This is a genomic window from Sorangium sp. So ce327, from assembly GCF_051530205.1.
GTDB classification, from domain to species: domain Bacteria; phylum Myxococcota_A; class Polyangia; order Polyangiales; family Polyangiaceae; genus Sorangium; species Sorangium cellulosum_B.
The window spans coordinates 5613185-5637768 of the sequence record NZ_CP150330.1 but is presented as its reverse complement, the minus strand read 5'-3'; the positions used below and the strand labels follow the sequence as shown (position 1 = coordinate 5637768).

Sequence of the window (24584 nt, the reverse complement as noted above, 5' to 3'; positions counted from 1 at the left end):
GATGCTGGCGAGGACCGGGCGCGGGAAGGCCTGTCCTTATGAGGCTTCGGGAGCGGTGCCTCGAATGCGAACAGCTCGATCAACGGAGATGAATCGGATGGAGCGGAGCACCCAGGCGTCGGCCGCGAGCGTGGCGTCCCGCGGCGCAGGATGCTTCATGAAGGCGCGCGCGATCGTGTCGTTCGCCAGGATCTCCAGCGTGGAGCGGGATGGGGGGAGATCCACGCGATTGCGTCTCCTGAGCCCATGCTCCCGCGGTTCGACCAGAGATCGTCAGGGCCACCCTCGGACCCGTCCACGACACATATCGTCCCGTCCTGGTCGATGGCCGGAGGCGAAGAGCGATGGATTCGAGCGAGGAAAGCGGTGGACTGGACAGCCTGGGAGCAACGCGTAGGAGCGGCCCGCGAAGGGGCCTTGTGTCCACGCGTCGATGGCCGTGCAGGGAAGGGGGCGAGAAGAGCGCGATCGCGCCGTCGAGCGCGCCGTAGATCGCGCGCGGCGAGCCCCGGTGAGGGGCTCGCCCGAGGCCGCCTGGAGGGGGCGCTCAGCCCGCGAGCTTCGCGCGGACCGCCTCGCCCATCCCCTGGGTCGACAGCTTGCCGCCGAGGTCCGCCGTCCGTGCGCCGCCGGCGATGGCTTGCGCCACCGCGCGCTCGAGCACGGCCGCCTCCTTGTCGAGCCGCAGCGAGTGCCGGAGCAGCATCGCGGCGCTCAAGATCGTCCCGATCGGGTTGGCGAGCCCCTTGCCGGCGATGTCGGGCGCCGAGCCATGGATCGGCTCGTAGACCCCGCGCGTCCCATCGCCCAGCGACGCGCTCGGGCAGAGCCCCAGCGAGCCGGCGAGCACGGCGGCCTCGTCGGTCAGGATGTCGCCGAACATGTTCTCGGTGACGATGACGTCGAACGCCGCGGCCGCGGTGATGAGCCGCATCGCGCACGAGTCGACGAGCTGGTGCTCGATGCGGATCTCCGGGTGGCGGGCGGCGACCTCGGTCGCCACCGTGCGCCAGAGCCGCGACGACTCGAGGACGTTCGCCTTGTCGACGGACGTGACGAGGCGCCTGCGCGACGACGCGAGGCGGAACGCGAGCTCGACGACGCGCTGGATCTCCTCGTCCGTGTACTCGAGCGTGTCGACCGCGCGCCGGCGCCCGTTCACCTCCTCGCGGAGGCGCGGCTTGCCGAAGTAGAGCCCGCCCGTCAGCTCACGGACGACCAGGATGTCGACGTCCGCGAGCCGCTCTGCCTTGAGGGGAGAGGCCTGGATGAGCTCGGGGAACAGGCGGATCGGCCGCAGGTTGGCGTACAGGCCGAGCCCCTGGCGCAGCGCGAGCAGCCCCTGCTCGGGGCGGACGCTCGCGCTCGGGTTGTCCCACTTGGGGCCGCCGACGGCGCCGAGCAGGACGGCGTCCGCCGCGCGGCACGCGTCGAGCGTCTCCTGCGTCAGCGCCGTGCCGGTCGCGTCGATGGCGCACCCGCCGATGAGGTGCTCCGAGTAGCTGAAGCTGTGGCCGAACTGGGCGGCGACAGCGTCGAGGGTGGCGCGGGTTTCGGCGACCACTTCGACGCCGATGCCGTCGCCGGGCAAAAGAACGATATTGGCCTTCATGCGACCTCGCTGGCAGGCAACGTGGATGTGTACTGCTGTGGCTCTCTCGCTGCGAGCGTGAGCCCATACTCGATCCCGTCCGCGAGCGCATGCCAGGACGCATCGATGATGTTCGTCGACGCGCCGACGGTGCTCCACTGGCGGTGCGCGTCGCGGCTGTTGATGAGCACGCGCGTCGTGGCTGAGGTGCCGTCGCGCCCGTCGAGGATACGCACCTTGTAGTCGACGAGCTGGATGTCACGCACGGCCGGGAACACGGGCGCGAGCGCCTTGCGGAGCGCGCCGTCGAGCGCGTTGACAGGGCCGGACCCCTCGGCCGCCGTGATCACCACCTCGTCGTCGACCGCGATCTTGATCATCGCCTCGGCGAAGGTGCCGACGCCCTCGCGCTGGCCCGCGATGACCTTGAAGTCGAGCAGCCGGAACGGCGGCTTGTAGCCCGGCGCGCTCCGGCGGAGCAGCAGCGCGACGGACGCCTCGGCCGCCTCGAACGACGAGCCGCGCGCCTCGCGCTCCTTGATCTGCTCCAGCACCTCGACCTCGGCGCCCGTCGGCACCTCGAGCCCGAACTCCTCGGCCTTGCTGAGGAGGTTGCCGCGGCCCGACAGCTCGCTGACCACGGTCCGCATCGCGTTGCCGACGAGCGCGGGATCGATGTGCTGGTAGGACGCAGGCTCGCGCCGCATCGCCGCGACGTGCACGCCGCCCTTGTGCGCGAAGGCGCTCCGCCCGACGTAGGCCATGTGATCGTCGGGGGAGAGGTTCGCCACCTCGGCGACGTAGTGCGAGAGCTCGGTGAGCCCGCGGAGCGCCCCGTCCGGGAGCGCCCGGAGGTCGAGCTTCAGCTCCAGGTTCGGGATGATCGCGCAGAGGTTCGCGTTCCCGCAGCGCTCGCCGTAGCCGTTGATGGTGCCCTGGACGTGGCGGGCGCCCGCGCGCACGGCGGCGATCGAGTTGGCGACCGCGCACTCGCCGTCGTTGTGGGCGTGGATGCCGAGCGGGTGGCCCAGCGCCGCCTTCATCTCGGCCACGATCGCCTCGATCTGCCAGGGCATCGAGCCGCCGTTCGTGTCGCAGAGCGTGACCACCTCCGCCCCGCCGCGCACGGCGGCGCGCAGCGTCTCGGTCGCGTACGACCGGTCGAGCGCGAACCCGTCGAAGAAGTGCTCGGCGTCGTAGATCACGCGGCGGCCGTGCGCGCGCAGGAAGGCGATGGTCTCCTCGATCATCCGGAGGTTCTCGTCGAGCGTCGTGCGCAGCACCGCCGTCACGTGCTGGACCGAGCTCTTGCCGAAGATCGTGCAGACGCTCGTCCCGGCGGCGAGCAGCGCGCGCAGCCCGGGGTCGTCCTCGGGGGCCAGCGAGGCCCGGCGCGTCGAGCCGAACGCGGCGATCTTCGCGTGCTTCCACTCGATGTCCTTCGCCCGCTCGAAGAACTGCGCGTCCTTCGGGTTCGAGCCGGGCCACCCGCCCTCGATGAAGGCCAGGCCGAACGCGTCGAGGTGGCGCGCGATGTGCAGCTTGTCCTCGCACGCGAGCGAGATGCCCTCGCGCTGGGTGCCGTCCCGTAGCGTTGTGTCGTAGACGTCGACGCGGTCCGAGGGGCGGGCGCCCTGCTCCGCGCCGTTATGAGGCGGATTCATAAGGTTCGACTTCCTTGTGCAGCGAGATCGGGTCGCCGAGCTCGTCGCCCCCCTGGGGGGCCTCCTGCGCTCGGCGCACGGCCCTACCTCGCGGTCTCGACGGCGGCGCCGTGGCCGCTCTGGTTGCTCTCTGACGCCGCCGCGTCGTCCTTGGGCTCGACGCCGTAGGTCGCGAGGAGCCGGTTCAGGGCGGTGAGGTACGCCTTCGCGCTGGCCACCAGGATGTCGGTGTCAGCGCCGTGGCCGTGGAAGACCCGCGCCGCGGCGTCGTGCTGCGGGTGCCGCTTGCTCGACGTCGCGTCCGCCCGGACGCGGACGCTCACCTCGCCGAGCGCGTCGATGCCCTCGGTCACCGCGTGCACCGAGAACTCGAGGAGGCTGCTCGGCACGCGGACGATCTCGTCGATCGCCCGGTAGGCGGCGTCCACCGGTCCGGTGCCGATCGCGGCGCGGACGTGCAGCGCCCCGTCCGGCCCGCGGAGGCGGACGGTGGCGGTGGGCATGCCAGTGCTCCCGCAGGCGACCTGGAGCGCGTCGAGCGTGTAGAGATCGTCGGCCTGCGCCCGCGTGGTCGAGACGATCGCCTCGATGTCGGGATCGGTGACGTGCTTCTTCTTGTCCGCGAGCGCCTTGAAGCTGGCGAACGCCGCCGCCAGCTGGGCCTCGTCGAGGTGGTAGCCGAGCTCCTCCAGCCGGTTGCGGAGCGCGTGCCTGCCCGAGTGCTTGCCGAGGACGAGCCGGGTCTGCGTCACCCCGACCATCTCCGGCCGCATGATCTCGTACGTCTCCTGGTGCTTGAGCATCCCGTCCTGGTGGATGCCCGACTCGTGCGCGAAGGCGTTGGCGCCGACGATCGCCTTGTTCGGCTGGACGTTGAAGCCCGTGGCCGCGCTGACGAGGCGGCTCACGGTGGCGATCTGGGTCGTGTCGATCCCGGTGCGCAGCCCGAAGACGGCCCGGCGCGTGGCGAGCGCCATGACGATCTCCTCGAGCGCGGTGTTGCCGGCGCGCTCGCCGATGCCGTTGATGGTCACCTCGGCCTGGCGCGCGCCCGCGCGGATGCCCTCCAGCGCGTTGGCCGTCGCGAGCCCGAGGTCGTTGTGGCAGTGGACCGAGACGATGGCGCGGTCGATCCCCGGGACGTTCTTGCGGATCCCGGCGATGAGCGCGCCGAACTCGCTCGGGATGGTGTACCCGACGGTGTCCGGGATGTTGAGCGTGGTGGCCCCGGCGGCGATCGCGGCCTCGAGCACCTGGTAGAGGAACTCCGGCTCGCTCCGGCCGGCGTCCTCGGGGCTGAACTCCACGTCGGCGCACAGGTCGCGCGCGTAGGCGACCATGGCCCGCACGCGGTCGAGCACCTCGGCCCGGGTCATCCGGAGCTTGTGCTTGAGGTGGATGTCGCTCGTGGCGAGGAAGGTGTGGATGCGGGGGTGCGCGGCCCGGGCGACGCCCTCCCACGCCTTGTCGATGTCGACCTTGGTGGCGCGGGCGAGGGCGCAGATGATCGGCGGGGTCGCGGCGGGGCGGCCGGGGACCGCGGCCGCGCCCACGCGCTCGGCGATCGTCTGGACGGCGAGCAGATCGTCGGGGGAAGCGGCGGGGAAGCCCGTCTCGATGACGTCGACGCCGAGCTTCGCCAGCGCGAGCGCGATCTCGAGCTTCTCCGACGATGTCATCGTCGCGCCCGGCGACTGCTCGCCGTCGCGCAGCGTCGTGTCGAAGATGCGGACGTAATCGGACGGGGGCATCGCTTGATTCGCAATCATCTCAGGCATGGTGTTCTCCGCCGCCTCCCACGAGTGGAGAGGCTCAGTCGCCGGGCTTGATGGTGACGGGATCGATGAACGGCATCATCTTGCGCAGGTTGGCGCCCACGATCTCGAGCCGCTGCTCCCGCTCCTTCGCCCGCGTCGCCTCGAACTTCGGCCGGCCCGCCTCGTTCTCCGCGATCCACTTGCGCGCGAACTCGCCGCTCTGGATCTCGGCGAGGATGCGCTTCATCTCCTCGCGCGTCTTGTCGGTGATGACCCGCGGGCCCGACACGTAGTCGCCGTGCTCGGCGGTGTCGCTGATCGAGTACCGCATGTAGTTGAGGCCGCCGCGGTACATGAGGTCGACGATGAGCTTGAGCTCATGCAGACACTCGAAGTACGCGATCTCCGGCTGGTAGCCGGCGTTGACGAGCGTCTCGAAGCCGGCCTTCACGAGCTCGCTCGCGCCGCCGCAGAGCACCGCCTGCTCGCCGAAGAGGTCGGTCTCGGTCTCCTCCGCGAACGTCGTGAGGAGCACCCCGGCGCGCGTCGCGCCGATGCCCTTCGCGTAGGCGAGCGCCTGGGCCTCCGCCTTGCCGCTCGCGTCCTGGTGGACGGCGAGGAGGGCCGGGACGCCGCCGCCGGCCTCGAACGTCTCGCGCACCCGGTGGCCGGGGCCCTTCGGGGCGATCATCGACACGTCGACCGACGGGGGGGGCGTGATCGTGTTGAAGCGGATGTTGAACCCGTGCGCGAACATGAGCGTCTTGCCCGGGCCGAGGTGCGGCGCGATCTGCTCGTTGTAGATGCGCGCCTGCGACGTGTCGGGGGCGAGGATCATGATGACGTCGGCGGCCTTCGCGGCCTCGGACACCGTGGCCACCTGCAGCCCCGCGGCCTGCGCCTTGGGCCGGCTCTTGCTGCCCTCGGGCAGGGCGACGATCACCGTGACGCCGCTGTCGCGCAGGTTCAGCGCGTGCGCGTGCCCCTGGGAGCCATAGCCCACGATCGCGACCTTCTTGCTCTGGATGAGCGAAAGATCCGCGTCGTTATCGTAAAAAATCTTAGCCATCTCTCTCTCCTTACAACCGGGACCCGCACCTCGCGGCTCCCGTCCTTCACGTCGTTCACGTCTCGCGCGCGCTATTTACACCGTCTCGCGCCGTCAGGTGGCGCCGTTCTCGGCCGTGCGCACGGGGATCGAGTCGAACCTGGCCTCGGCCTCCTCGGCGCCGCGGGTCATCACGATCATCCCTGTCCGCACCATCTCGATGATCCCGAACGGGCGGAGCACCTCGAGCAGGCCCTCGATCTTGTCGCCGGTCCCGGTGATCTCGATGGTCAGCGCCTCTGGGGCGACATCGACGGTGCGCGCGCGGAACACCTCGCAGAGCTGGAGCACCTGCGCCCGGCTCGTCGCGTCCGCCTTCACCTTGATGAGCGCGAGGTCGCGCGCGACCGAGGCGGTGTGGGTGACGTCCCGGACCCAGAGGGTGTTGACCAGCTTGTAGAGGTTCGCCTCCAGGCGCCGCGCTCCGTCCTCGTCCGCCTCGAGGACCAGGGTCAGGCGCGAGATCCCGGCGATGTGGGTGCGCCCGACGCTCAGCGACTCGATGTTGTAGGCGCGCCGCCGGAAGAGGGACGCGACGCGGTTGAGCACGCCGGGGCGGTCTTCGACGTAGGCGATGAACGTGCGCAGGATGGGTCGATCCATGGATGCCTCTTGAAAGTCCCTCTTGTCTGTGGTGCGCCCGGCTCCGGCCGCGGCGCGCTCGGGCGCGCCCCGCCCGTCCGACGGGCGCACGCTCACGCTGGAGCGCGCGCCCAGGGCGCGTGGGTCTGCTGGCGCGTTCACGGGTCCTCCCCGGTCTCCACGATGGGGCTCGGGCGCCGGATCATGTCGTTCAGGTCGGCGCCGGCGGGGACCATCGGATAGACGCTATCCTCCTGCTCCACGCGGAAGTCGACGACCACGGTGCCCGGCGTGGCGCGGGCGCGCTCCACGGCCGCGGCGATCTCCTCGCGCTTCGTGACGCGGATGCCGGTCAGCCCGTGGGCCTCGGCGAGCTTCACGAAATCCGGGCTGCGCATCGGGGTCGCCGAGTAGCGCCGGTTGTAGAAGAACTCCTGCCACTGCCGCACCATGCCGAGGTAGCCGTTGTTGATGACGGCCACGTGGACCTTGAGCCCCTCCTGCGCGCAGGTCGAGAGCTCGCACGCGGTCATCTGGAAGCCGCCGTCGCCCACGACGACCCAGATCTCGTCCTCCGGCTTCGCGAAGCGCGCGCCGATCGCCGCCGGCAGGGAGAAGCCCATCGTGCCGAGCCCGCCGGAGGTGATGAGCTTCCGCGGGTGATCGTGCTTGTAGTACTGCGCTTCCCACATCTGGTGCTGGCCGACGTCGGTTACCACAAGCGCCTTGCCGTCGGTGAGCCGCCAGAGGTCGTGCATCACGTGCGCGGCGTACAATTTGTCGTTGTACGGCAATTGTTGAATGTCACGGACCGCCGAGTCGCCCTTCAGCAGGTTGATGCGCTCGACCCACGGGCCCCGGTTGCGCTGCTTGCACCCGGGGATGAGCGACAGCAGCGTGTCCCGGACGTCGCCGATCAGGCCGACATCGATCTTGACATTCTTGTTGATCTCGGACCGGTCGATCTCGACGTGGATCTTCTTCGCTTTGACGGCGTAGGTCTTGAGGTTGCCGGTCACGCGGTCGTCGAAGCGCATCCCGAGCGCGATGAGGAGGTCGGCCTCCTGGATGGCGGTGTTCACCCACGCCTCGCCGTGCATCCCCATCATGCCGAGGCTGAGGGGGTGTGTCGCCGGGAAGCCGCCGAGGCCGAGCAGCGTGGAGGCGACGGGGATCCCTGTCTTCTCCACGAAGGCGAGGAGCTCGCGCGTCGCCTCGGCCCTGACGATGCCCTGACCGGCCAGGATGAGCGGCCGCTCGGCCTCGTCGATGAGGTCGATCGCCTTCTCGATGTCCGTCTGGACGGCGTGGTGCGAGGGGCGGTAGCCGGGCAAGCGGACCTCGCCCTTCGGCGGCTCGAAGTCGATCGACGCCTGCTGGGCGTCCTTGGTGATGTCCACGAGCACAGGGCCCGGCCGGCCCGAGCGCGCGATGTAGAACGCCTCGCGCAGGGCAGGGGCGATGTCCCGGACGTCGGTCACGAGGTAGTTGTGCTTGGTGATGGGCAGGGTGACGCCCGTGATGTCCGTCTCCTGGAACGCGTCGGTCCCGAGCAGCTTGGACGGCACCTGCCCGGTGATACAGACGATCGGCGAGGAGTCGAGCATCGCCGTCGCGATCCCGGTGACGAGGTTCGTCGCGCCCGGCCCCGAGGTGGCGACGCACACGCCGACCTTGCCCGAGGCGCGGGCGTACCCGTCTGCCATGTGCGCCGCGCCCTGCTCGTGCCGGACGAGCACATGGCGGATCGGGTAACCGAGGATCGTGTCGTAGGCGGGCATGATCGCGCCGCCCGGATAGCCAAAGACCACGTCCACGCCTTCGCGGACGAGGACTTCCCAGATAATCTGTGCACCGGTTCGTTTCATAATTCCCGACTCCATCGAGTCACGCGGGTGAAGGTGGGGCCCATGGGGGCGCCTTGGCCGCGGGGTTCCGCCGTTTCTCAGAGGCTCAGCAACTTAGGCGATCGCGCGCTGCAGATCCTCCCGAGGGCCGCCGCCGCTGCTCTCCTCGCGGCGGAGCGCGTCGAGCACCCTGCGCGCGTCGTCGAGCGACACGACGCGCGAGCTGCCCGGCGCGCTCGCCGGCTTGGCGCGCTGATCCACGTCGGAGCGCGCGGAGGGCGGGTCAGCGTGGAACTCGAACGAGGCCTCCGCGGCGTCGCCGTGCGGGCGCGCGCCCTTGAGGTGCGTCGAGGATCGCTGGGGCGCGCGGACGGCGCCCCCGCTGGCTCGGGCGCGGATCTCGTCGACGAGCGCCTCGAACTCCTCTCGCACGGCGCTCGACGCGACGGGCACCCCACATCCCGCGGCGACGAGCTCGGCGAGCTCCGCGATGCGCTGGCCGACGGCCTCGATCGAGGCGTCCTCCCGATTTTTCCTCGAATGTTCCTTGCTCACTGATCCTCCTTCGACGACGGCTGCTCTCCGTGAACCCTCAGGCCGAAAAAAACGAAAGCCCCCGGACCATCTCGGTGCGGGGGCCTATCTCCATGCTGTCTCAGCTCAGAGCGGCGGCCCGCAACCGTTCCCGACGCGAATCAGCCCGACGACGTCAACTAGGCTGATGAGCGCAGGAATGGCTAGGCCCGCTAGGAGCCCGACAGACACGCCGCCTTCGACGACGACGAACGAACGCGCCGTCGAGGACGCCAACGAAGCATTGTGCACAACCTTCTCAGCGAGGGTCCCATCGCCGGAGGCGTGGGCGCTGGCGGTGTACATCGACTTCTGCATGGCGTAGATGCTTCTACCCTACAGAGCTGCTGCGTCGCGTCAAGTTGTTTCTTTACAGATCGCTTGTTTCTGCGGCATTTCGTGCAGTTTTTTGTTCGAGCGCGCGCACGTGAACCGCGTGATGTTCAGCACGGACCGGCGCTGTCCGGGAGGTCGGTCCGCGGTGGATCGAACGGCGATGCACTGCGCTCGATGTGCACGGCTGCGTCGCTCGAGCGCGACGCCGGGCGAGTCGAGCGAAGCGCGCCGAGCGCGTCGCATGGAGCGCGCGCAAGCGAGGGCGCGGCCAGGATGCTGGGGTGCCAGGGGAGAGGTGCGCAAACACCGGACGTCGGCTCATGCGCCCCCGAAGTGCAGACTGCTGTCTTGAACTGACTGTCGCCAGATCGCGCGACACACCCATGAACCCGGCATGCAAGCGCATCGCGTCGCGCAGGCGCGCCCTGCCGATCGGACGGTCTCGCCCTGGGGTCTGAAGCGCCGTCGCGTGGCCTCTCTCGGCACGGTCGGGCTCCTCGCGCTGAGCGGCGCCGCCGCGGCCCGCGCCGATCCTGCGCAGCCTGGGGATCCCACGGCGCTCGCCGGTGCACAGCCCGCGCGGCCGTCGCTTCCACCCGCGCCGCCTGCGCAGCCACCTGCTGCGCCGGAGCGGCCCGCCGCCGCGGCGCCCCGGACGCAACCGAGGGCGGCCGCCAACTTCAGCACGTTCCTCGAGCTCCGGGACGACTACTCGAGCGGCAAGAACGGCTTCTTCAACGCTGCGGTGCTCCGGGGGGACTACGCCTTCACCAGGACGTTCTCGCTGCGCGCAGACCTGCCGCTCGCGTACGCGGGTGACATCGAGGGCCGGCGCGACGCGGGGCTCGGCGACATCCTGATCCGGCCGCTCGTCCGCGTTGTGGGCACGCCGCGGTTCGCGCTGGTCGTCGGCACGGATCTCGTCCTCGACTCGGCGACGAAGCGCGCGCTCGGCGCGGGAAAGAACCAGGTGGCGCCCCTCGTCCAGGCGTACTTCCGCGTGGCGCGGCCCGCGCGGCTCGGCGCCCAGCTGCAGCACGCCGTGTCGTTCGGCGGCGACCCGGGGCGGAACCCCATCCAGAAGTCGACGATCAGGGAATTCGCGATCATCGAGCTGCCGCACGGGTTCTGGGTGAGCCCGGACCAGGCGTTCTCGATCGATCACCGCGGCGCGCACCGCGTCGTGTCGACGAGCGTGCTGGAGGTCGGCGCAGAGCTCAGCGAACGGGTGCAGGTGTACGTCGATCCCGGCATCCAGGTCGATGACCGGGGGGCGGTCGACTGGCTTATCACCGGGGCGGTGCGGTGGGCCTTCCCGCAGCGAGCGCGGGCGCGCGCGGTCGCCGCCGCGCCGGTGCAGCGCGCGGGTACGGAGCAAGCCGCGGGCGCGGGGCAGGCCGCGGGCGCGGAGCAGGCCACGGAGGAGTAGGCGGCTCGCGCCTCCGGCGTCCAGAAGGACGCCCGGCGAGGGCCGCGCGCGGCTCGCGCCCAGGATGGGGCGGGGGGCGATCGACGGATCCGGGGTGGCGGACCCTTGACCTGGGTCGTCGTCCCGAGCCTGATCCTCGGTCGCACGCATGCTGTCACGAGATCCGCTGCTCCTGCTCTCCGCGACCCGGCTCGCCGCGCTGATCCGCGAACGCGCCGTGACGTCGGCCGAGGTCGTGGAGGCCCATATCCGGCACATCGAGCGCGTGAACCCGACGCTCAACGCGATGGTGGCGGACCGGTTCGAGGCCGCCCGCGCCGAGGCGCGCGCGGCCGATGCTCTCCTCGAACAGGGCGGGCCCGCGGGCGCGCCGCCGTTCCTCGGCGTCCCGTGCTCCATCAAGGAGAGCTTCGCCGTCGCCGGCATGCCGAACTCCGCGGGGCTCGTCGCCCGCGCCAGCGTGCGCGCGGAGGAGGACGCCGTGACGGTCACGCGCCTGCGCGCGGCCGGCTTCATCCCGCTCGGCGTCACCAACGTGTCGGAGCTCTGCATGTGGATGGAGACGAACAACCGGCTCTACGGCCGGACGAACAACCCCTACGACCCGGCGCGCACCGCGGGCGGCAGCTCGGGCGGGGAGGCCGCGGTGATCGGCGCGGGCGGCGCGCCGGTCGGGCTCGGCTCGGACATCGGCGGATCCATCCGCATGCCCGCGTTCTTCAACGGCGTCTTCGGCCACAAGCCGACCGGCGGGCTCGTGCCGACCTCGGGCCAGTTCCCGCTGCCGGGCGAGCGGGGGCTCCGCTTCATGACGACGGGGCCGATCGCTCGGCGCGCCGAGGATCTCATGCCGGTGCTCCGCATCCTCGCCGGCCCCGACGCGCGCGATCCGGGCTGTGCGCCGCTGCCGCTCGGCGATCCGGCCTCGGTCGATCTCGGCACGCTGACGGTGCTCTCCGTCGAGCACGACGGCGTGCGCCGGGTGAGCGCCGATCTCGTGGCCGCGCAGCGGAGGGCGGCGGAGGCGCTCGCCGCCTGCGGGGCGAGGGTGATCGAGGCGAAGGTCGATCTCCTCGCGCGGGCGCTCGACATCTGGACGGCGATGGTGGGCACGTCCGGGGGCGTCACGTTCCGGGCGTTGCTCGGTGATGGCCGCCCGGTCAGCCTGCCGCGCGAGCTCGCCCGCTGGTCGGTCCGCCGCTCGCCGCACACGCTGCCGGCGCTGGGGCTCGCGTTGCTCGAGGACGTCGGCGGGCTGCTGCCGGCGCGCGTCGAGCGCGCCCTGGAGCTCGGCAAGGCGCTGCGCGCCGAGCTCGTGTCGCGCATCGGCGAGCAGGGCGTGATGCTCTACCCGTCCTATCCGAGCCCCGCGCCGCGGCACTACGCGCCGCTCCTGCCGCCCTTCCAGTGGACATACACCGCGGTGCTCAACGTCATGGAGATGCCGGCGACGCAGGTGCCGCTGGGCCTCAACGGCGAGGGGCTGCCGCTCGGCGTCCAGGTGGCGGCGATCCACGGCAACGATCACGTGACGATCGCCGTGGCGGAGCACCTGGAGCGCTCGTTCGGCGGCTGGGTGCCGCCGTCGCTCTCGTGGTGCCGGCGCTGACGTTCCCGCCCGCGGTCGTGGTATCAAGGCTGCCCCCATGACCAGCGACCGCGCGTACGACGTGATCGTCTTCGGAGCGACCGGCTTCACAGGTCGCCTCGTCGCCGAGTATCTCGCCACCAAGGGCAAGGACGCCTCTGCCCGCGGCGCAGAAGAGCGGCCCATCCGCTGGGCGATCGCTGGCCGGAACGCGGGGCGCCTCGCCGAGGTGAAGGCGGCGATGGAGGCGATCGATCCGGCGTGCTCCTCGCTGGGCGTCATCGAGGCGGCGTCGGACGACGCGGCGTCGCTCGAGCGCATGGCCCGGCAGGCGCGCGTCGTCATCACGACGGTCGGCCCTTACACGGCGCTCGGCGAGCCGCTCGTCGAGGCGTGCATCCGCGCGGGCACCGACTACGCGGATCTCACCGGCGAGCCCGGGTTCGTCGACCGCCTCATCGAGCGCCACCACGAGGCTGCCCGCGCGCGGGGCGTGAGGATCGTCAACTGCTGCGGCTTCGACAGCATCCCGCACGACCTCGGGGTGCTCTTCACGGTGACGAAGCTCCCCGCGGGCGAGCCGATCGTGGTGGAGGGCATCGTGCGCGTGCACGGCAGCTTCTCCGGCGGCACCTGGCAGTCGCTGCTCGAGATCATGGCGCGCCCCGGCCCCAGGAAGGGCGCCGCGCGCGGCGAGGACGCGCGCGGGGCGCGCAGGGTGCGGGGGCTCAAGACGCGCATCCGCTACGAGAAGGGGCTGCGCGCGTGGCTCTGTCCGATGCCCAGCATCGATCCGCTCGTCGTGCTGCGGAGCGCGCGGGAGCTCGACGCCTACGGCCCCGACTTCCAGTACAGCCACAACGTGCAGGTCAAGTCCGGGCTGCAGCTCGTGATGGGGATCGCCGGCTTCGGCGCGGTCACGGCGCTGGCCAAGGTGGGACCGACGCGGGAGCTGCTCCGCAAGGTGCGGAGTCCGGGGGAGGGGCCGAGCGCGGAGGAGCGGGCGCGCAGCTGGTTCCAGGTGACCTTCCAGGGGAAGAGCGCGTCGCGCAAGGTGGTGACGCGGGTGAGCGGCGGCGATCCCGGTTACTCGGAGACGGCCAAGATGGTGGCAGAGTCGGCGCTCTGCATGGCGTTCGACCGCGAGCGGCTGCCGGCGCGCGCCGGGGTCATCACGCCGGTCGTCGCGATGGGGGAGCGGCTCATCGAGCGGCTTCAGGCTGCGGGGATCCGGTTCGAGCTGCTCGAGGGGTGAGCTGCGGCGGCTGGCGGCCGGCGCGGTTTGGTACAATCGCCCCGTGCACCGCGAGACGTGGATCTTCGGTTACGGCTCGTTGATCTGGCGGCCTGCCTTCCGCTTCGAGCAGATGGTGCCCGGGTACATCACGGGGTGGGCCCGCCGCTTCTGGCAGGGGTCCACCGATCATCGGGGCGTCCCCGGGGCGCCTGGGCGGGTGGTCACGCTGATTCCGTCGCCTGGCGCGCGCTGCTGGGGGATGGCCTATCGCGTTGGCGTGGCCGAGCTCGACGAGGTGCTTCGCGCGCTGGACCACCGCGAGAAGGGCGGCTATGCGCGCCACGACGTGCCGCTCCACCTGGCGGACGGGGCGTCGGCGCGCGCGGAGATCACGGCCCGATCGGCCATCGTGTACCTGGCCACGCCCGATAACCCCGATTATCTGGGCGCCGCGCCGCTCCCCGAGATTGCCGCTCAGGTGCTTGCGTCGCACGGCCCGAGCGGCTCGAACGTCGAGTATGTCCTTCAGCTCGCCGACGCGCTCGTCGCGATGGGCGCCCACGACGAGCACGTGACCGAGCTAGCGGCCCTCGTCGGCCATCGAGCTCCCCGTCCGGTCGACCCGACAACCACCGTAGGCCCCTAGCTCCCCGCCCGGGGTCGACCTCTAGTTGACCTCGCTGACCTCGCTGCTCCCGTTCCCGCCCGCGTGATCCGCGACCCCGTTGGTCCCGTCCACGCCCGCTCCCGGCGGCGTCGACCCGCCCTCCTCGGCCTCGGCCGCGTCCGCCGCGAAGGCCTCGACGGCGACGACCCGCTCGTCCTGGCCGACGTGCATGATCCGCACGCCCTGCGCGTTGCGCCCTGTCTCGCGGATCTCGCTCGTCTTGGTGCGGATCATCTGCCCGCGATCGGTCACGATCAGCACCTCGTCGCTCGGGCTCACCATGGCGACGCCCACCACCGGCCCGTTCCGCTCGCTCGCGTCGATGAGGATGACGCCCTTGCCGCCGCGGCTCTGGAGCCGGAACTCCTCGAGCGGCGTCTGCTTGCCGTACCCGCGCTCGCACACCGCGAGCACCCGGTCGCGCCCGTCGCCGCTCACGCCGAGGCCCACCACCACGTCGCCCTCGTCGAGCTCGATGCCCTTCACGCCCATCGTCGCGCGGCCCGTCGGGCGCACCTGGTCCTCGGGGAAGCGGATGCTCATCCCGCTCCGCGTCGCGATCACGAGCTCGCGCTTGCCGTCGGTGAGCGCCGCCGTGAAGAGCTGATCGCCCTCCTCGATGCGCACGCCGATGATCCCCTTGTCCCGGTAGTTCTCGTACTCGTTGAGCGCCGTCTTCTTGATCTGCCCGCGGCGGGTCAGCGTCACAACGAACGTCTCGCCGTCGAAGCTCGGCACCGGCGTGATCGCCGCGACCTTCTCCCCCGGTTCCATCCCGACGAAGTTCACGATCGCCCGGCCCTTCGCGTTCCGAGGCGCCTGCGGGATCTCGTAGACCTTCTTGACGAAGACCTTGCCCTTGTCGCTGAAGAAGAAGACGTACGAGTGCGTCGACGCCACGAAGAGCTGGCTCACCCAGTCCTCCTCGCGCGCCTCCATCCCGACCATCCCCTTGCCGCCGCGGCGCTGCGCCCGGTACGTCGAGGTCGGCGTCCGCTTCAGGTAGCCGGCGTGCGAGATGGTCACGACCATGTCCTCTTCCTGGATCAGGTCCTCCATCTGGATCTCGGCCTCGGCCGGCACGATCTCGGTCCGCCGCTTGTCGCCGAAGCGCTCCTTGATCTCCTCGAGCTCCATCACGATCACGTTCATGAGCAGCCCCATGTCGGCCAGGATCGCCCGGAGCCGCTCGATGGTCTGCGACAGCTCGCCGTACTCCTTCGCGAGCTTCTCCCGCTCGAGGCCTGTCAGGCGCGACAGCCGCATCTCGAGGATCGCCTTGGCCTGCCGCTCCGACAGGAAGTAGTCGCCGCGCGTGTCGGCCTCGGCGCACTCGGGCTCCGGCCGGCCGGCCCGCCGGAGGAACTCGCCGAGCCCCCGGAGCGGCAGCTTCTGCAGGTTCTCTCGCGCGTCGTCCGGATCGCTCGAGGCCCGGATCGTCGCGACGATGCGATCGATGTCGCTCGTCGCCATCCCGAGCCCCTCGATGAGCTCGCGCTGCGCCTCGGCCTGCCGGAGCTCGAACCGACAGCGCCGCGTCACGACCTCGCGCCGGTGCTCGATGAAGTGCGAGAGCGTGTCCTTCAGGCTCAGCACCGCGGGGCGCCCGTTCGCGATCGACAGGTTGATGACGCCGAACGTCGCCTGGAGGTCCGTCAGCCGGTAGAGCTGGTTGACGACCACCTGCGGGAAGATGTCCTTCTTCAGCTCGATGACGATCCGCATCCCCTCGCGGTCGCTCTCGTCGCGCACCTCGCTGATCCCCTCGATGCGCTTCTCCTTCATGCACTCGGCGATCTTCGCGACCAGCCGGGCCTTGTTCACCTGGTAGGGGATCTCGGTGAAGACGATCTGCTCGCGGTCGCCCTTCATCGTCTTCTCGACCTGGTGGCGCCCGCGCATCGTGATCGAGCCGCGGCCGGTCGTGTACGCCTGCACGATCCCGCTCTTGCCGTAGATGAGGCCGCCGGTCGGGAAATCGGGGCCCGGGACGAGGTGGAGCAGCTCCTCCAGGGTGATGTCGGGGTTGCGGATGATGGCGATCGTCGCGTCGATGATCTCGCCGAGGTTGTGCGGCGGGATGTTCGTCGCCATGCCGACGGCGATGCCGCCGGAGCCGTTCACCAGGAGCTGCGGGAACTTCGCCGGCAGGACGCTCGGCTCGAGCTCCGAGTCGTCGTAGTTCGGGACGAAGTCGACCGTGTCCTTGTCGAGATCGGCGAGCAGCTCGACGGCCATCCGCGACAGGCGCGACTCCGTGTACCGCATGGCCGCGGGCGAGTCGCCGTCGACCGAGCCGTAGTTGCCCTGCCCGTCGATGAGCGGGTAGCGCAGGCTGAAGGTCTGCCCCATCCGGACGAGCGCGTCGTAGACCGCGAGATCGCCGTGCGGGTGGTACTTGCCGAGGACGTCTCCGACGACGCGCGCGCACTTCTTGTGCGAGCCGGAGGGGCCGATCTTCTGCTCGTTCATCGAGTAGAGGATCCGGCGGTGCACCGGCTTCAGGCCGTCGCGCACGTCCGGGATCGCGCGGCCGATGATCACGCTCATCGCGTAGTCGAGGTAGCTCGTCCGGAGCTCGTCCTGGATGCTGACCGGAACCTTCTGCTGGATGTTCGACGTCTCTTCCATGGGGGACCTGCACCCGAGGCGCGGGGGGCGGGCGCGGTGCGCGCTCGGCCCCCGTCGTAGAGGCCCATCCCAGCGCGGCTCGAGCGTCGAGCGGAGCAGCAGAAGCGGCCCTGACCTCGAACGACGAGCGACGAGGTGGAGTCCGGCCTTCGCCGCCCGCCCTATGACCCACGCTGTTCAGGGGATGCGACGGATGCGTTCAGGTACTCCAAGGGGCAGGCCGGCGCAAAGGGTTTGCCGGCCTCAGAGGGCGTTCCTGCCCGCGCGCGCGGGCGCGGATCGCGGCCTGCCGCCCGCTCCTCGGCGGACGCCGCGAGGCGCCGGCGAGGGCGCATCAGGGGCCGGACAGCGGGCGGGATCGCGGGAGCGTCCTGGGCGGGGGCGCTGGACAGCGCGGCGGGAGCGTGAGGCGGCGCAACGGGAGCGCCGGAAGGGTCAGGGCTCGACGCGGGTGGGCTTGGCGCACGTCCGGACAACGATTTCCACGTCCTTCTCTGCCACGATCGAGCCGGCGCCGCCCGGGGGGTCGGAGTCAGGGCCGGGGCACTCCCACGTCCAGGTCGGGTCGGCCTTGTCACCGTTGGGGAGCAGCATTTCGGGGTTCCCGGAGGTCTCGCCACCCTTGGGCGTGAGCTGATCGGCGAGCTCCCCCCCGTAGCCGTCGATCCTGACCGTGTACTCGTGCCCCTCGACGACGGAGGTGAACGACACGCTCCACGCACAGGAGATTGGCGGCGATGAGGCGAGGGGGGACGGCCCGCCCTCCGCGCTGTTGTCGGTGAGCGTGGCGACGTAGCTGCGGATGGCCTCCGGCTCGTCCGAGCCCGAGCACTGGACGTCGCCGCCCAGGAAGGCGAGCGGGTCGATGGTCACCGACGTCCCGAGCTGCAGGTCGTCGTCGCTGTTGGACCCGTCGGCGCAGGCCGTGAGCGCGAGGACGGCGAGCGCCAGGGCGCACCGGCCGGCCCGGGGTCGCGGGGAGCGCCCGCGCGCGCGATCCGCGGCGAACAAGGTTCCGAAACCAGCTCGAGCTCGGCCCATCGGCAGGGGGCACTAGTCCAAGCCGGAGAACGGCGCCACATGAAACGCGGCCCAGCTGCGCGCGCGGCGCGCGGCCGAGCGAGACCGGCCAGAGGGGACGCCGCTGGCGGCGGCGCTCGCGGGCGAGCTGCCGGATGCGCCGCTCGCGCTCGCGAGGCGGTGATGAGCTCGCGGAAGCCGCGGGCGCCCGCCCTCTACGGGAACCGACCCCGCAACGCCTCTTCACGTCGAATCTCGATGACGAGAGGCCGATTCATCCGGAGCAGCGCGACCGTGGCGCGGCCTGTCGGTGTCTTCCCGGCGATCGACAGCTCGCCCGTGACGTCGAAGTGGTCTTCCCAGCGACCCCAGCGAGGGTGGAAGAGGCTCGCGTGGTCGCCCGTGGTCGGGTCCTCTCCATGGGTCCGCGCTCCCTTGCGCAGGGAGCACGACACACAGGCGAGCGCCAGGTTCTCCAGGGCGGTCAGGCCACCTGCGTGCCGTGGCTGGATGTGATCGACATGGAACGTGGCCTCCTGGCTGACCTGGGAGAGCCGGCAATACTCGCATCGATCGGCAGCACGCTTGCGGACGCGACGCTGGAGCGGCGCGGGCACGCCGTCGCCGCTCATCGCGTCAGCGCAGGCTCCTTCCGCGATGCGCGGAGGCGCAGCAAGCTGAGCAGCTCGGCGAGATCGACGAGCCCCTCGGCTTCGATGGCCTCATCCGCCGATAGCTTCTCCCCGCGATCCTGCTTGTCCAGGAGCGCCTGCAGCCTGCGATCGACCCCCGCCGGGAGGCGGAGCTGTGCGAGATCGGAAGGGAGCTCCACATCAACGTGGACTGTTGCCGGCGTAGCCATCGTCGAAGTCCTCCCTGAACCTAGCAGGTTGGTGCGAGGCGGGCGATCCCTCAGTCCGAGGGAGCTTCCCGCAGCTGTATCAGGGACCGTCGGAGCCGCCGTTGCCCGCGCTGCCGCCGCCGGAGCCGCCGCTGCCTGCGTTGCCGCCGCCGGAGCCACCGCTGCCCGCGCTGGCGCCGCCGGAGCCACCGCTGCCCGCGCTGGCGCCGCCGGAGCCACCGCTGCCCGCGCTGGCGCCGCCGGAGACATCGCTGCCGCCGCCGTTGCCCGCGCTGCTGCCGCCGGAGCCGCCGCTGCCCGCGTTGCCAGAGCTGCCGCTGCCGGCGCCGCCGCCGTTCGGGGCGACGAACGCGCAGGCTTCGAGCGCCTCCGCCTGCGCGGTGATCACCTCGCAGGGGGTGATCGCGCGGTCCACGCCCGCGGCGAGCGGCGCTGCAGAGCACTCCGCCATGGACGCGACCTTGGCGCTGGCGCAGGCGCGCGCCTCACCGACGGCGGCAACGCAGGCATCGACCTCGACGGTCGTCGGATCTGCCACGGTCTGGCCGCCGCCGGCGCCGTTCTCGAAGCCGTGCAGGCACTGGTCCCAGTAGAACTCGACGCAGGTGTTCACCCGCTCTTCGGCGTCCCCGGAGCCGATCCACTCCGGGCACACGGCGGCCGCCTCGCACCGGGCCTGCTCGATCCGCCGGCAGGCGTCGACGCCCACAGCGTCGTTGCCGCAGCTCGGCGCTGTGATGAGGGTCACGGCGCCGAGGCCGAGCAACGCGGCCGCGGCCCAAAGCGCGGAGCTCCGCCTCGCGGCGGAGAGGACGGCGAGCGCAGACGAACCCACCCGGCGGAGCTACCACGCGGCCGCCGGAGGCGTCGAGTTTTCCGGCACACCAGCTGCCCGCCCCACCTCGGGAGGCGCGAACGGCGACCGGACAAGGCCGGTCCGATCTATGCTCCCAGGGCCGCGATCACCCCATGGATCCGCCGAGCCTCGCGCAGCTCCGACCCGACACGCCTTTCCATGGGCGGTACCGCGTCGTGCGCCCGATCAAGACGGGCGGGATGGGGGCGGTGTACGAGGTCGTGGACGTGGTCACGGACCGCCGCCGAGCGCTCAAGGTGATGCTCCCCGGCTCCATCCAGGACCCGGCCCAGCGCGCCCGGTTCGCCCAGGAAGCCAAGATCACGGGCGGGATCGAGAGCGACCACATCGTTCACATCTCCGATGCCGGCATCGACGCCGACTCGGGGATGCCGTTCCTCGTCATGGATCTGCTCCAGGGCGAGGAGCTCGCGAGCCTGTCGGCGCGCCGCGGCCCGCTGCCGCCGGCCGAGGTGGTGCTCTACCTGGGCCAGGTCGCGCGCGCGCTCGACAAGATGCACGCGGCCGCCATCGTCCACCGGGACCTCAAGCCGGCGAACCTCTTCCTGACGAGGCGGGATGACGGCTCCCCCTGCGTGAAGGTCCTTGATTTTGGGCTGGCGAAGGTCGTGGCGCACCGCAGCATGGCGGACCGCACGGCGATGGTCGGGACGCCCCTCTACATGGCGCCCGAGCAGATCCGCGGCGACGTCGCGGTCGGGCCGAAGACCGACATCCATGCGCTCGCGCATGTCGCCTTCGCGCTGCTCGTGGGCAGCCCGTACTGGCTGACCGAGGCCAACGTCCTGCCGTCGGTCTACGCGCTCCTCCAGCGGATGGTGGCGGGGTTGCCCGAGCCTCCGAGCGCCCGCGCCGCGCGGCGCCGCAGCAGCATCCGGCTGCCGCCCGCCTTCGACGCGTGGTTCCAGCAGGCGACCGCGATCGACCCGAAGGACCGCTTCGAGCGCGCGACGGCGGCCGTCACGCTGATGGCGGAGGCGCTCGGCGCGCCCGCCCCGTCGACGCCGCCCCCGCCCGAGCGGCCCACGAACCCGCCACCGTCGTCTCGCCGCGGGGTCGAGAGCCGCGGGGGCGAGGCGGACGACCGGCGCGCCGCCGACGACCGGCGCGCCAGCTCGCCGTCGGACCCCGGGCCGAAGCCTCCGGAGCCAGGGCCCAAGGCCGGCGAGTCACGCCAGCGCGACGACGACCTCGCCGCGGTCGTCCACGAGGAGCGGCTCCGGGCCTTCCTGAAGAAGGAGGTGCAGCGCGCCAAGGAGCAGCGGACGAGGAGGCTCTCGCTGCTGCTGCTCAGCGTGGAGGGGCTCCAGGACGTCGAGGAGACGCAGGGCCGAGCCGGGGTCGATCGCATCCTCGGCGATCTCGCGCGCATCGTCAGGATCTACGTGCCGGAAGGCGGGCTCCTCGGGCGCTACCGCCGCGACACCCTCGCGATCGTCTGCCCCGGGATCGGCCGGACGCGGGCGTCCGCGTTCGCGAAGGTGCTCGGCGAGAAGGTGCGCCAGCACCGCTTCCGGCGAGCGGCCACGAGGCCTTTTCGGATGACCCTCCGCATCGGCGTCGCGCACGTCGAGGAGGGGGACGCGACGGGGCACGAGCTGCTCGAGCGCGCGTCGCGGGGGCTGCTCGAGCGGGGGGAGTGAGCTGAACGAGGGATCGGGCCGATGGCCGCGATCTCCGCTGGCTCCGTCGCACGGCTGCGCGGTCGCGCCGTAGCGACCTCGATTTCTTGAACGTTCCCCGTGAAGGGGTGATCCTCGCGGCCATGGCCTCTGCCATGATCCTCGCGGCGGGGCTCGGGACCCGGCTCCGCCCGCTCACGGACGAGATGCCGAAGCCGCTCCTTTGGCTCGGCGATCGGCCGCTCATCGCGCACATCGCCGAGCGGCTCGCCGCGGGCGGGGTCGTCCGCGTCGCGGTGAACAAGTCCCACCTCGCGGAGCGATTCTCGCTCGATCTGCTCGCGGCGTTCCCGATGCCCGTCGAGGTGCTGCACGAGCCGGAGCCCCTCGGCACTGCCGGGGGCCTCGCGAACGCGGCGGGCGCGCTCGGCGAGGGCGACGTGGTCCTCTGGAACGGCGACATCCTGATCGATCTCGATGTGGCGGCGCTCTCGGCGGCGCACGGCCATCACGGCGCGGGCGCGACGCTCGCGGTCGCGCCGCGGCCGGCCGGGGAAGGGACGGTCGGCGTCGGCGCGCGGGGCGAGGTGGTGCGGCTCCGTGGCGAGCGCTTCGGCGACGAGGTCGCGGGCGGCGATTTCGTGGGCGTGCACGTGGTCGGCGGGGCGCTCCGGCGAAGGCTGCCGCCGCGCGGGTGCATGGTGGGGGACGTGTACCTGCCGTGGCTGCGCGAGGGGTGCTCGCTCGCGACGTTCGCGGCGCCCGCCGTGTGGCACGACATCGGAACGGTGGCCGCGTACCTGGCGGCGAACGCGCGCTGGCTCTCGCAGCGCGGCCTGCGGAGCTACGTCGGCCCGGGGGCGTCCGTCGCCGAGGGCGTGGACGTGGCAGGCAGCGTCGTCGGGGCGGGGGCGCGGGTCGAGGGGGTCGGCGCGGCACGCGGGTGTGTGGTCTGGCCGGGCGCGCAGGTGGTCCTCGGCGTCGGCGCCCCGCTCGAGCGGGCGGTGGTGACGGCGAAGGGGACGGTCGCGCGCGCGGCCGGGTGAGCACGTGGGTGGAGAGGTCCGGAGAGGTCCCTGCGACCAGGGAGGGGCGAGCTTCACCGCGCTGGTGCATCGGGGCGATTCACGTACTCGGTCGCAAACCTGCGGATCTCGTCCGCCTTCCGGTGCTCGGACAGCTCGGGATAGACACCCCAGAGGACGTCCTTGATGAAGACGCCATACGCCGGAGTGCCAGGCCGGATGGCTGGATGATGTCGCTCCAGATACTCGCGCAGGAGCACCTCCGCCTCGCTGATCGCCGGCGCACCCGGCGGGCCGCCTGGAGACGGCGGCTCCCTGCTGCACCCGGCCACCACGGCGAGCGCTCCCATCGCCACGAGGTGCCGCTTCATCTGCCGAGGTCGGCGAGCGCGGCCTTCGCGGCGTTGTGCCCCGCCGCGCCGATGACCGACCCGGCCGGGTGCGTGCCCGCGCTGCACGAGTACAGCCCGGCGAGCCCGAACCGGTAGGGCACGCGGTCGGCGAAGCCGAAGCTGTTGTCGATGTGGTGGATGTGCCCCTTCGTGATCCCGAAGTGCCGCTCGATGTCCGGCGGCGCCAGCGTGAACGTCTCCAGCACGAGATCGCTCATCCCGGGCGCGAAGCGATCGCAGATCGAGAGGAGGTGCTTCACGTAGCGCGGCGCAGCCTGGTCCCACGTCTCGCCGCCCGCGAGCGCGTAGGGCACCCACTGCACGAAGAGCGCCGCGTTGTGGTGGCCCTCGGCGTCGCGCAGGCTCGGGTCGATCGGCGTGTGGAAGTACCACTCGATCGCGGGGAACTCCGGGAGGCGCCCGCTCATCGCGTCGCGGTGGGCCTGCCGCAGCGTGTCCATCACGACGTCCTCGTCCGGCAGCAGGTGGATGGTCGGCCCGAACTGACCGCGATCCTGCGGGAGGCACGTGAACGTGGGCAGACCGGTCAGCGCCATGTTCACCTTGAGCGTCGAGCCGTCCTTCGCGAGCGCGTCGAGCCGCGCCGAGAGCGAGGCCCCGATCGCCGCCTCGCCGGCGAGCGCGCGGGTGCGGTACGGATCGGCGTTCGAGACGACCACCTTCGCGGCGATGCGCGTGCCGTCCTCGAGGAGCACGCCGGAGACGGCGCCCCCGGACGCCTCGATCTGCGCGACGCGGGCGCCGGTGAGGATCGTCGCGCCCTCGGCCCTCGCCTTCTCGGCGAAGAGGCGGGAGATCGTGCCCATGCCGCCCTCGACGATCATCCAGGTCCCGTCGGCGCCGGGGAGGCGGCACATGTTGTGGATGAGGAAGTTCATGCCGGTGCCGGGCGATTCGAAGCCGCCCGCGAGCCCCGAGAAGGCGTCGGTCACGGCGTACATCGCCTTGAGGAGGTCGCTCTTCCAGCCGAACCGCGCGAGGTAATCGGAGATCGTGCCCCGGCAGAGCGCCACGAACGTCTGCCGGAGGGCGGGCCGCACGTAGCGCTCCGCCGTCTCCTCGATGGAGAGCGGCTCCGCGAGCCACGTCGGGGCGATGTCGTCCCGGAGCGCGGCGAGCTCGGCCTGGAGCGCGCTGTTCGCGTCCCAGTCCGCCTGGGAGAAGAACTCGAGGAACTGCCGCTTCATCGCGGCCTGATCCGAGCCGAAGAGCAGGTAGCGCCGGTCCGTGGTCGGCAGGAAATAGTGCGGATCGCGCCGCCGGAGGGGGAGGGCGACGCCGACCTCGCGGAGCAGCTCGGGCGGGGCGAGCCCGAGCAGGTAGGCGCCGCTCGAGACGCCGAGGCTCGGCGCCTTCCGGAAGGGGTGCTCGGTCTTCACCGCGCCGCCGACCGCGTCCTTCTCCTCGAGCACCACCACGTCGAGCCCGCGGCGGGCGAGGAGGACGGCGGCGACGAGACCGTTGTGGCCGGCGCCGACGATGACCACATCGGCGCGGGCCGGAGCTTCACTGCGTTTCACTGGGCACCTCCAAGCGCTGTGCGCGTCGTCTGCCGCGGCCGGCGCGCCGGCGCTCGGGCCATGGCGCACGAGGTGTTGCACGGATGGTGGGGCGAGGAGAGCCCTTTTCGCGCGCGGTAGCGGGGAGGGGCGCGCCGCGCCGGCCCCGAGGCCGCCCGCACGGCGACCCTTTCCAGCCTGTCCTCTCCGCGGCGCTGGCGCGCGCGTCGCGCCGGCCCGCTCCGTCCTGCCCTGG

At 71.6% G+C, this 24584-nt stretch carries 21 protein-coding genes; 6 read left to right on the top strand and 15 right to left on the bottom strand.

Going from position 1 to position 24584, the window contains the following annotated elements; translation table 11 throughout:
• Positions 1-547: 547 nt before the first annotated feature.
• The 8 genes from leuB to WME95_RS21070 all read right to left on the bottom strand — a co-directional run bounded on the left by leuB (position 548) and on the right by WME95_RS21070 (position 9440).
• Positions 548-1612 (bottom strand): 3-isopropylmalate dehydrogenase, encoded by a 1065-nt coding sequence (leuB, locus tag WME95_RS21105; protein ID WP_437554146.1) that lies wholly within the window; start codon positions 1610-1612, stop codon positions 548-550.
• Positions 1609-3255 carry a citramalate synthase gene (gene cimA / locus WME95_RS21100; RefSeq protein ID WP_437910240.1) on the bottom strand — a complete coding sequence of 549 codons (1647 nt, stop codon included), beginning with the start codon at positions 3253-3255 and terminating at the stop codon, positions 1609-1611. Before cimA ends, leuB begins: the two co-directional genes overlap by 4 nt.
• 83 nt (positions 3256-3338) lie before the next feature.
• Positions 3339-5033: a 2-isopropylmalate synthase gene (locus WME95_RS21095; RefSeq protein WP_437554141.1), complete on the bottom strand. Its 1695-nt coding sequence runs from the start codon at positions 5031-5033 to the stop codon at positions 3339-3341.
• Positions 5034-5067: 34 nt separating this feature from the next.
• On the bottom strand, positions 5068-6081 hold the full coding sequence (gene ilvC / locus WME95_RS21090) for a ketol-acid reductoisomerase (protein ID WP_012236362.1): 1014 nt from the start codon (positions 6079-6081) through the stop codon (positions 5068-5070).
• 93 nt (positions 6082-6174) lie between these two features.
• Positions 6175-6723, bottom strand: coding sequence for an acetolactate synthase small subunit (ilvN, locus tag WME95_RS21085; RefSeq protein WP_437554138.1), 549 nt, complete (start codon positions 6721-6723; stop codon positions 6175-6177).
• Positions 6724-6860: 137 nt separating this feature from the next.
• Positions 6861-8570 (bottom strand): biosynthetic-type acetolactate synthase large subunit, encoded by a 1710-nt coding sequence (gene ilvB / locus WME95_RS21080; RefSeq protein WP_437554136.1) that lies wholly within the window; start codon positions 8568-8570, stop codon positions 6861-6863.
• Between the two features lie 93 nt (positions 8571-8663).
• Positions 8664-9104: a hypothetical protein gene (locus tag WME95_RS21075; RefSeq protein ID WP_437910237.1), complete on the bottom strand. Its 441-nt coding sequence runs from the start codon at positions 9102-9104 to the stop codon at positions 8664-8666.
• A gap of 105 nt (positions 9105-9209) precedes the next feature.
• Positions 9210-9440: a hypothetical protein gene (locus WME95_RS21070; protein ID WP_437554133.1), complete on the bottom strand. Its 231-nt coding sequence runs from the start codon at positions 9438-9440 to the stop codon at positions 9210-9212.
• 412 nt (positions 9441-9852) lie between these two features.
• Between WME95_RS21070 and WME95_RS21065 the strand changes: the two genes are divergently transcribed.
• The 4 genes from WME95_RS21065 to WME95_RS21050 all read left to right on the top strand — a co-directional run bounded on the left by WME95_RS21065 (position 9853) and on the right by WME95_RS21050 (position 14358).
• Positions 9853-10887: a hypothetical protein gene (locus tag WME95_RS21065; protein WP_437910235.1), complete on the top strand. Its 1035-nt coding sequence runs from the start codon at positions 9853-9855 to the stop codon at positions 10885-10887.
• Positions 10888-11035: 148 nt separating this feature from the next.
• Entirely contained in the window at positions 11036-12496 is a 1461-nt protein-coding gene (locus WME95_RS21060; protein WP_437910233.1) for an amidase, read from the top strand.
• Positions 12497-12533: 37 nt separating this feature from the next.
• Positions 12534-13730 (top strand): saccharopine dehydrogenase family protein, encoded by a 1197-nt coding sequence (locus tag WME95_RS21055; RefSeq protein ID WP_437910231.1) that lies wholly within the window; start codon positions 12534-12536, stop codon positions 13728-13730.
• Between the two features lie 43 nt (positions 13731-13773).
• The gene (locus WME95_RS21050; RefSeq protein WP_437910229.1) at positions 13774-14358 is read left to right on the top strand and encodes a gamma-glutamylcyclotransferase; all 585 of its coding nucleotides are present in this window, start codon (positions 13774-13776) and stop codon (positions 14356-14358) included.
• Between the two features lie 21 nt (positions 14359-14379).
• Here the strand turns inward: WME95_RS21050 and gyrA are convergent, their stop codons facing one another.
• The 5 genes from gyrA to WME95_RS21025 all read right to left on the bottom strand — a co-directional run bounded on the left by gyrA (position 14380) and on the right by WME95_RS21025 (position 19727).
• Positions 14380-17010: a DNA gyrase subunit A gene (gene gyrA, locus WME95_RS21045; RefSeq protein WP_437910227.1), complete on the bottom strand. Its 2631-nt coding sequence runs from the start codon at positions 17008-17010 to the stop codon at positions 14380-14382.
• A gap of 435 nt (positions 17011-17445) precedes the next feature.
• Entirely contained in the window at positions 17446-18021 is a 576-nt protein-coding gene (locus WME95_RS21040; RefSeq protein WP_437910225.1) for a hypothetical protein, read from the bottom strand.
• Positions 18022-18245: 224 nt separating this feature from the next.
• Positions 18246-18662: an HNH endonuclease gene (locus tag WME95_RS21035; RefSeq protein ID WP_437910223.1), complete on the bottom strand. Its 417-nt coding sequence runs from the start codon at positions 18660-18662 to the stop codon at positions 18246-18248.
• Positions 18659-18892 carry a hypothetical protein gene (locus tag WME95_RS21030; RefSeq protein WP_044965251.1) on the bottom strand — a complete coding sequence of 78 codons (234 nt, stop codon included), beginning with the start codon at positions 18890-18892 and terminating at the stop codon, positions 18659-18661. The genes WME95_RS21035 and WME95_RS21030 overlap by 4 nt, the downstream gene beginning before the upstream one ends.
• Before the next feature lie 79 nt (positions 18893-18971).
• A complete protein-coding gene (locus WME95_RS21025) occupies positions 18972-19727 on the bottom strand; it encodes a hypothetical protein (RefSeq protein ID WP_437910221.1) in 756 nt (251 codons plus the stop codon).
• A gap of 134 nt (positions 19728-19861) precedes the next feature.
• Between WME95_RS21025 and WME95_RS21020 the strand changes: the two genes are divergently transcribed.
• Entirely contained in the window at positions 19862-21412 is a 1551-nt protein-coding gene (locus WME95_RS21020; protein WP_437910219.1) for a protein kinase domain-containing protein, read from the top strand.
• Positions 21413-21534: 122 nt separating this feature from the next.
• Entirely contained in the window at positions 21535-22437 is a 903-nt protein-coding gene (locus WME95_RS21015; protein WP_437910217.1) for a sugar phosphate nucleotidyltransferase, read from the top strand.
• Positions 22438-22490: 53 nt separating this feature from the next.
• Here the strand turns inward: WME95_RS21015 and WME95_RS21010 are convergent, their stop codons facing one another.
• Positions 22491-22787: a lipoprotein gene (locus tag WME95_RS21010; protein ID WP_437554111.1), complete on the bottom strand. Its 297-nt coding sequence runs from the start codon at positions 22785-22787 to the stop codon at positions 22491-22493.
• Positions 22784-24349 carry a phytoene desaturase family protein gene (locus WME95_RS21005; RefSeq protein WP_437910214.1) on the bottom strand — a complete coding sequence of 522 codons (1566 nt, stop codon included), beginning with the start codon at positions 24347-24349 and terminating at the stop codon, positions 22784-22786. Before WME95_RS21005 ends, WME95_RS21010 begins: the two co-directional genes overlap by 4 nt.
• Between the last annotated feature and the right edge of the window lie 235 nt (positions 24350-24584).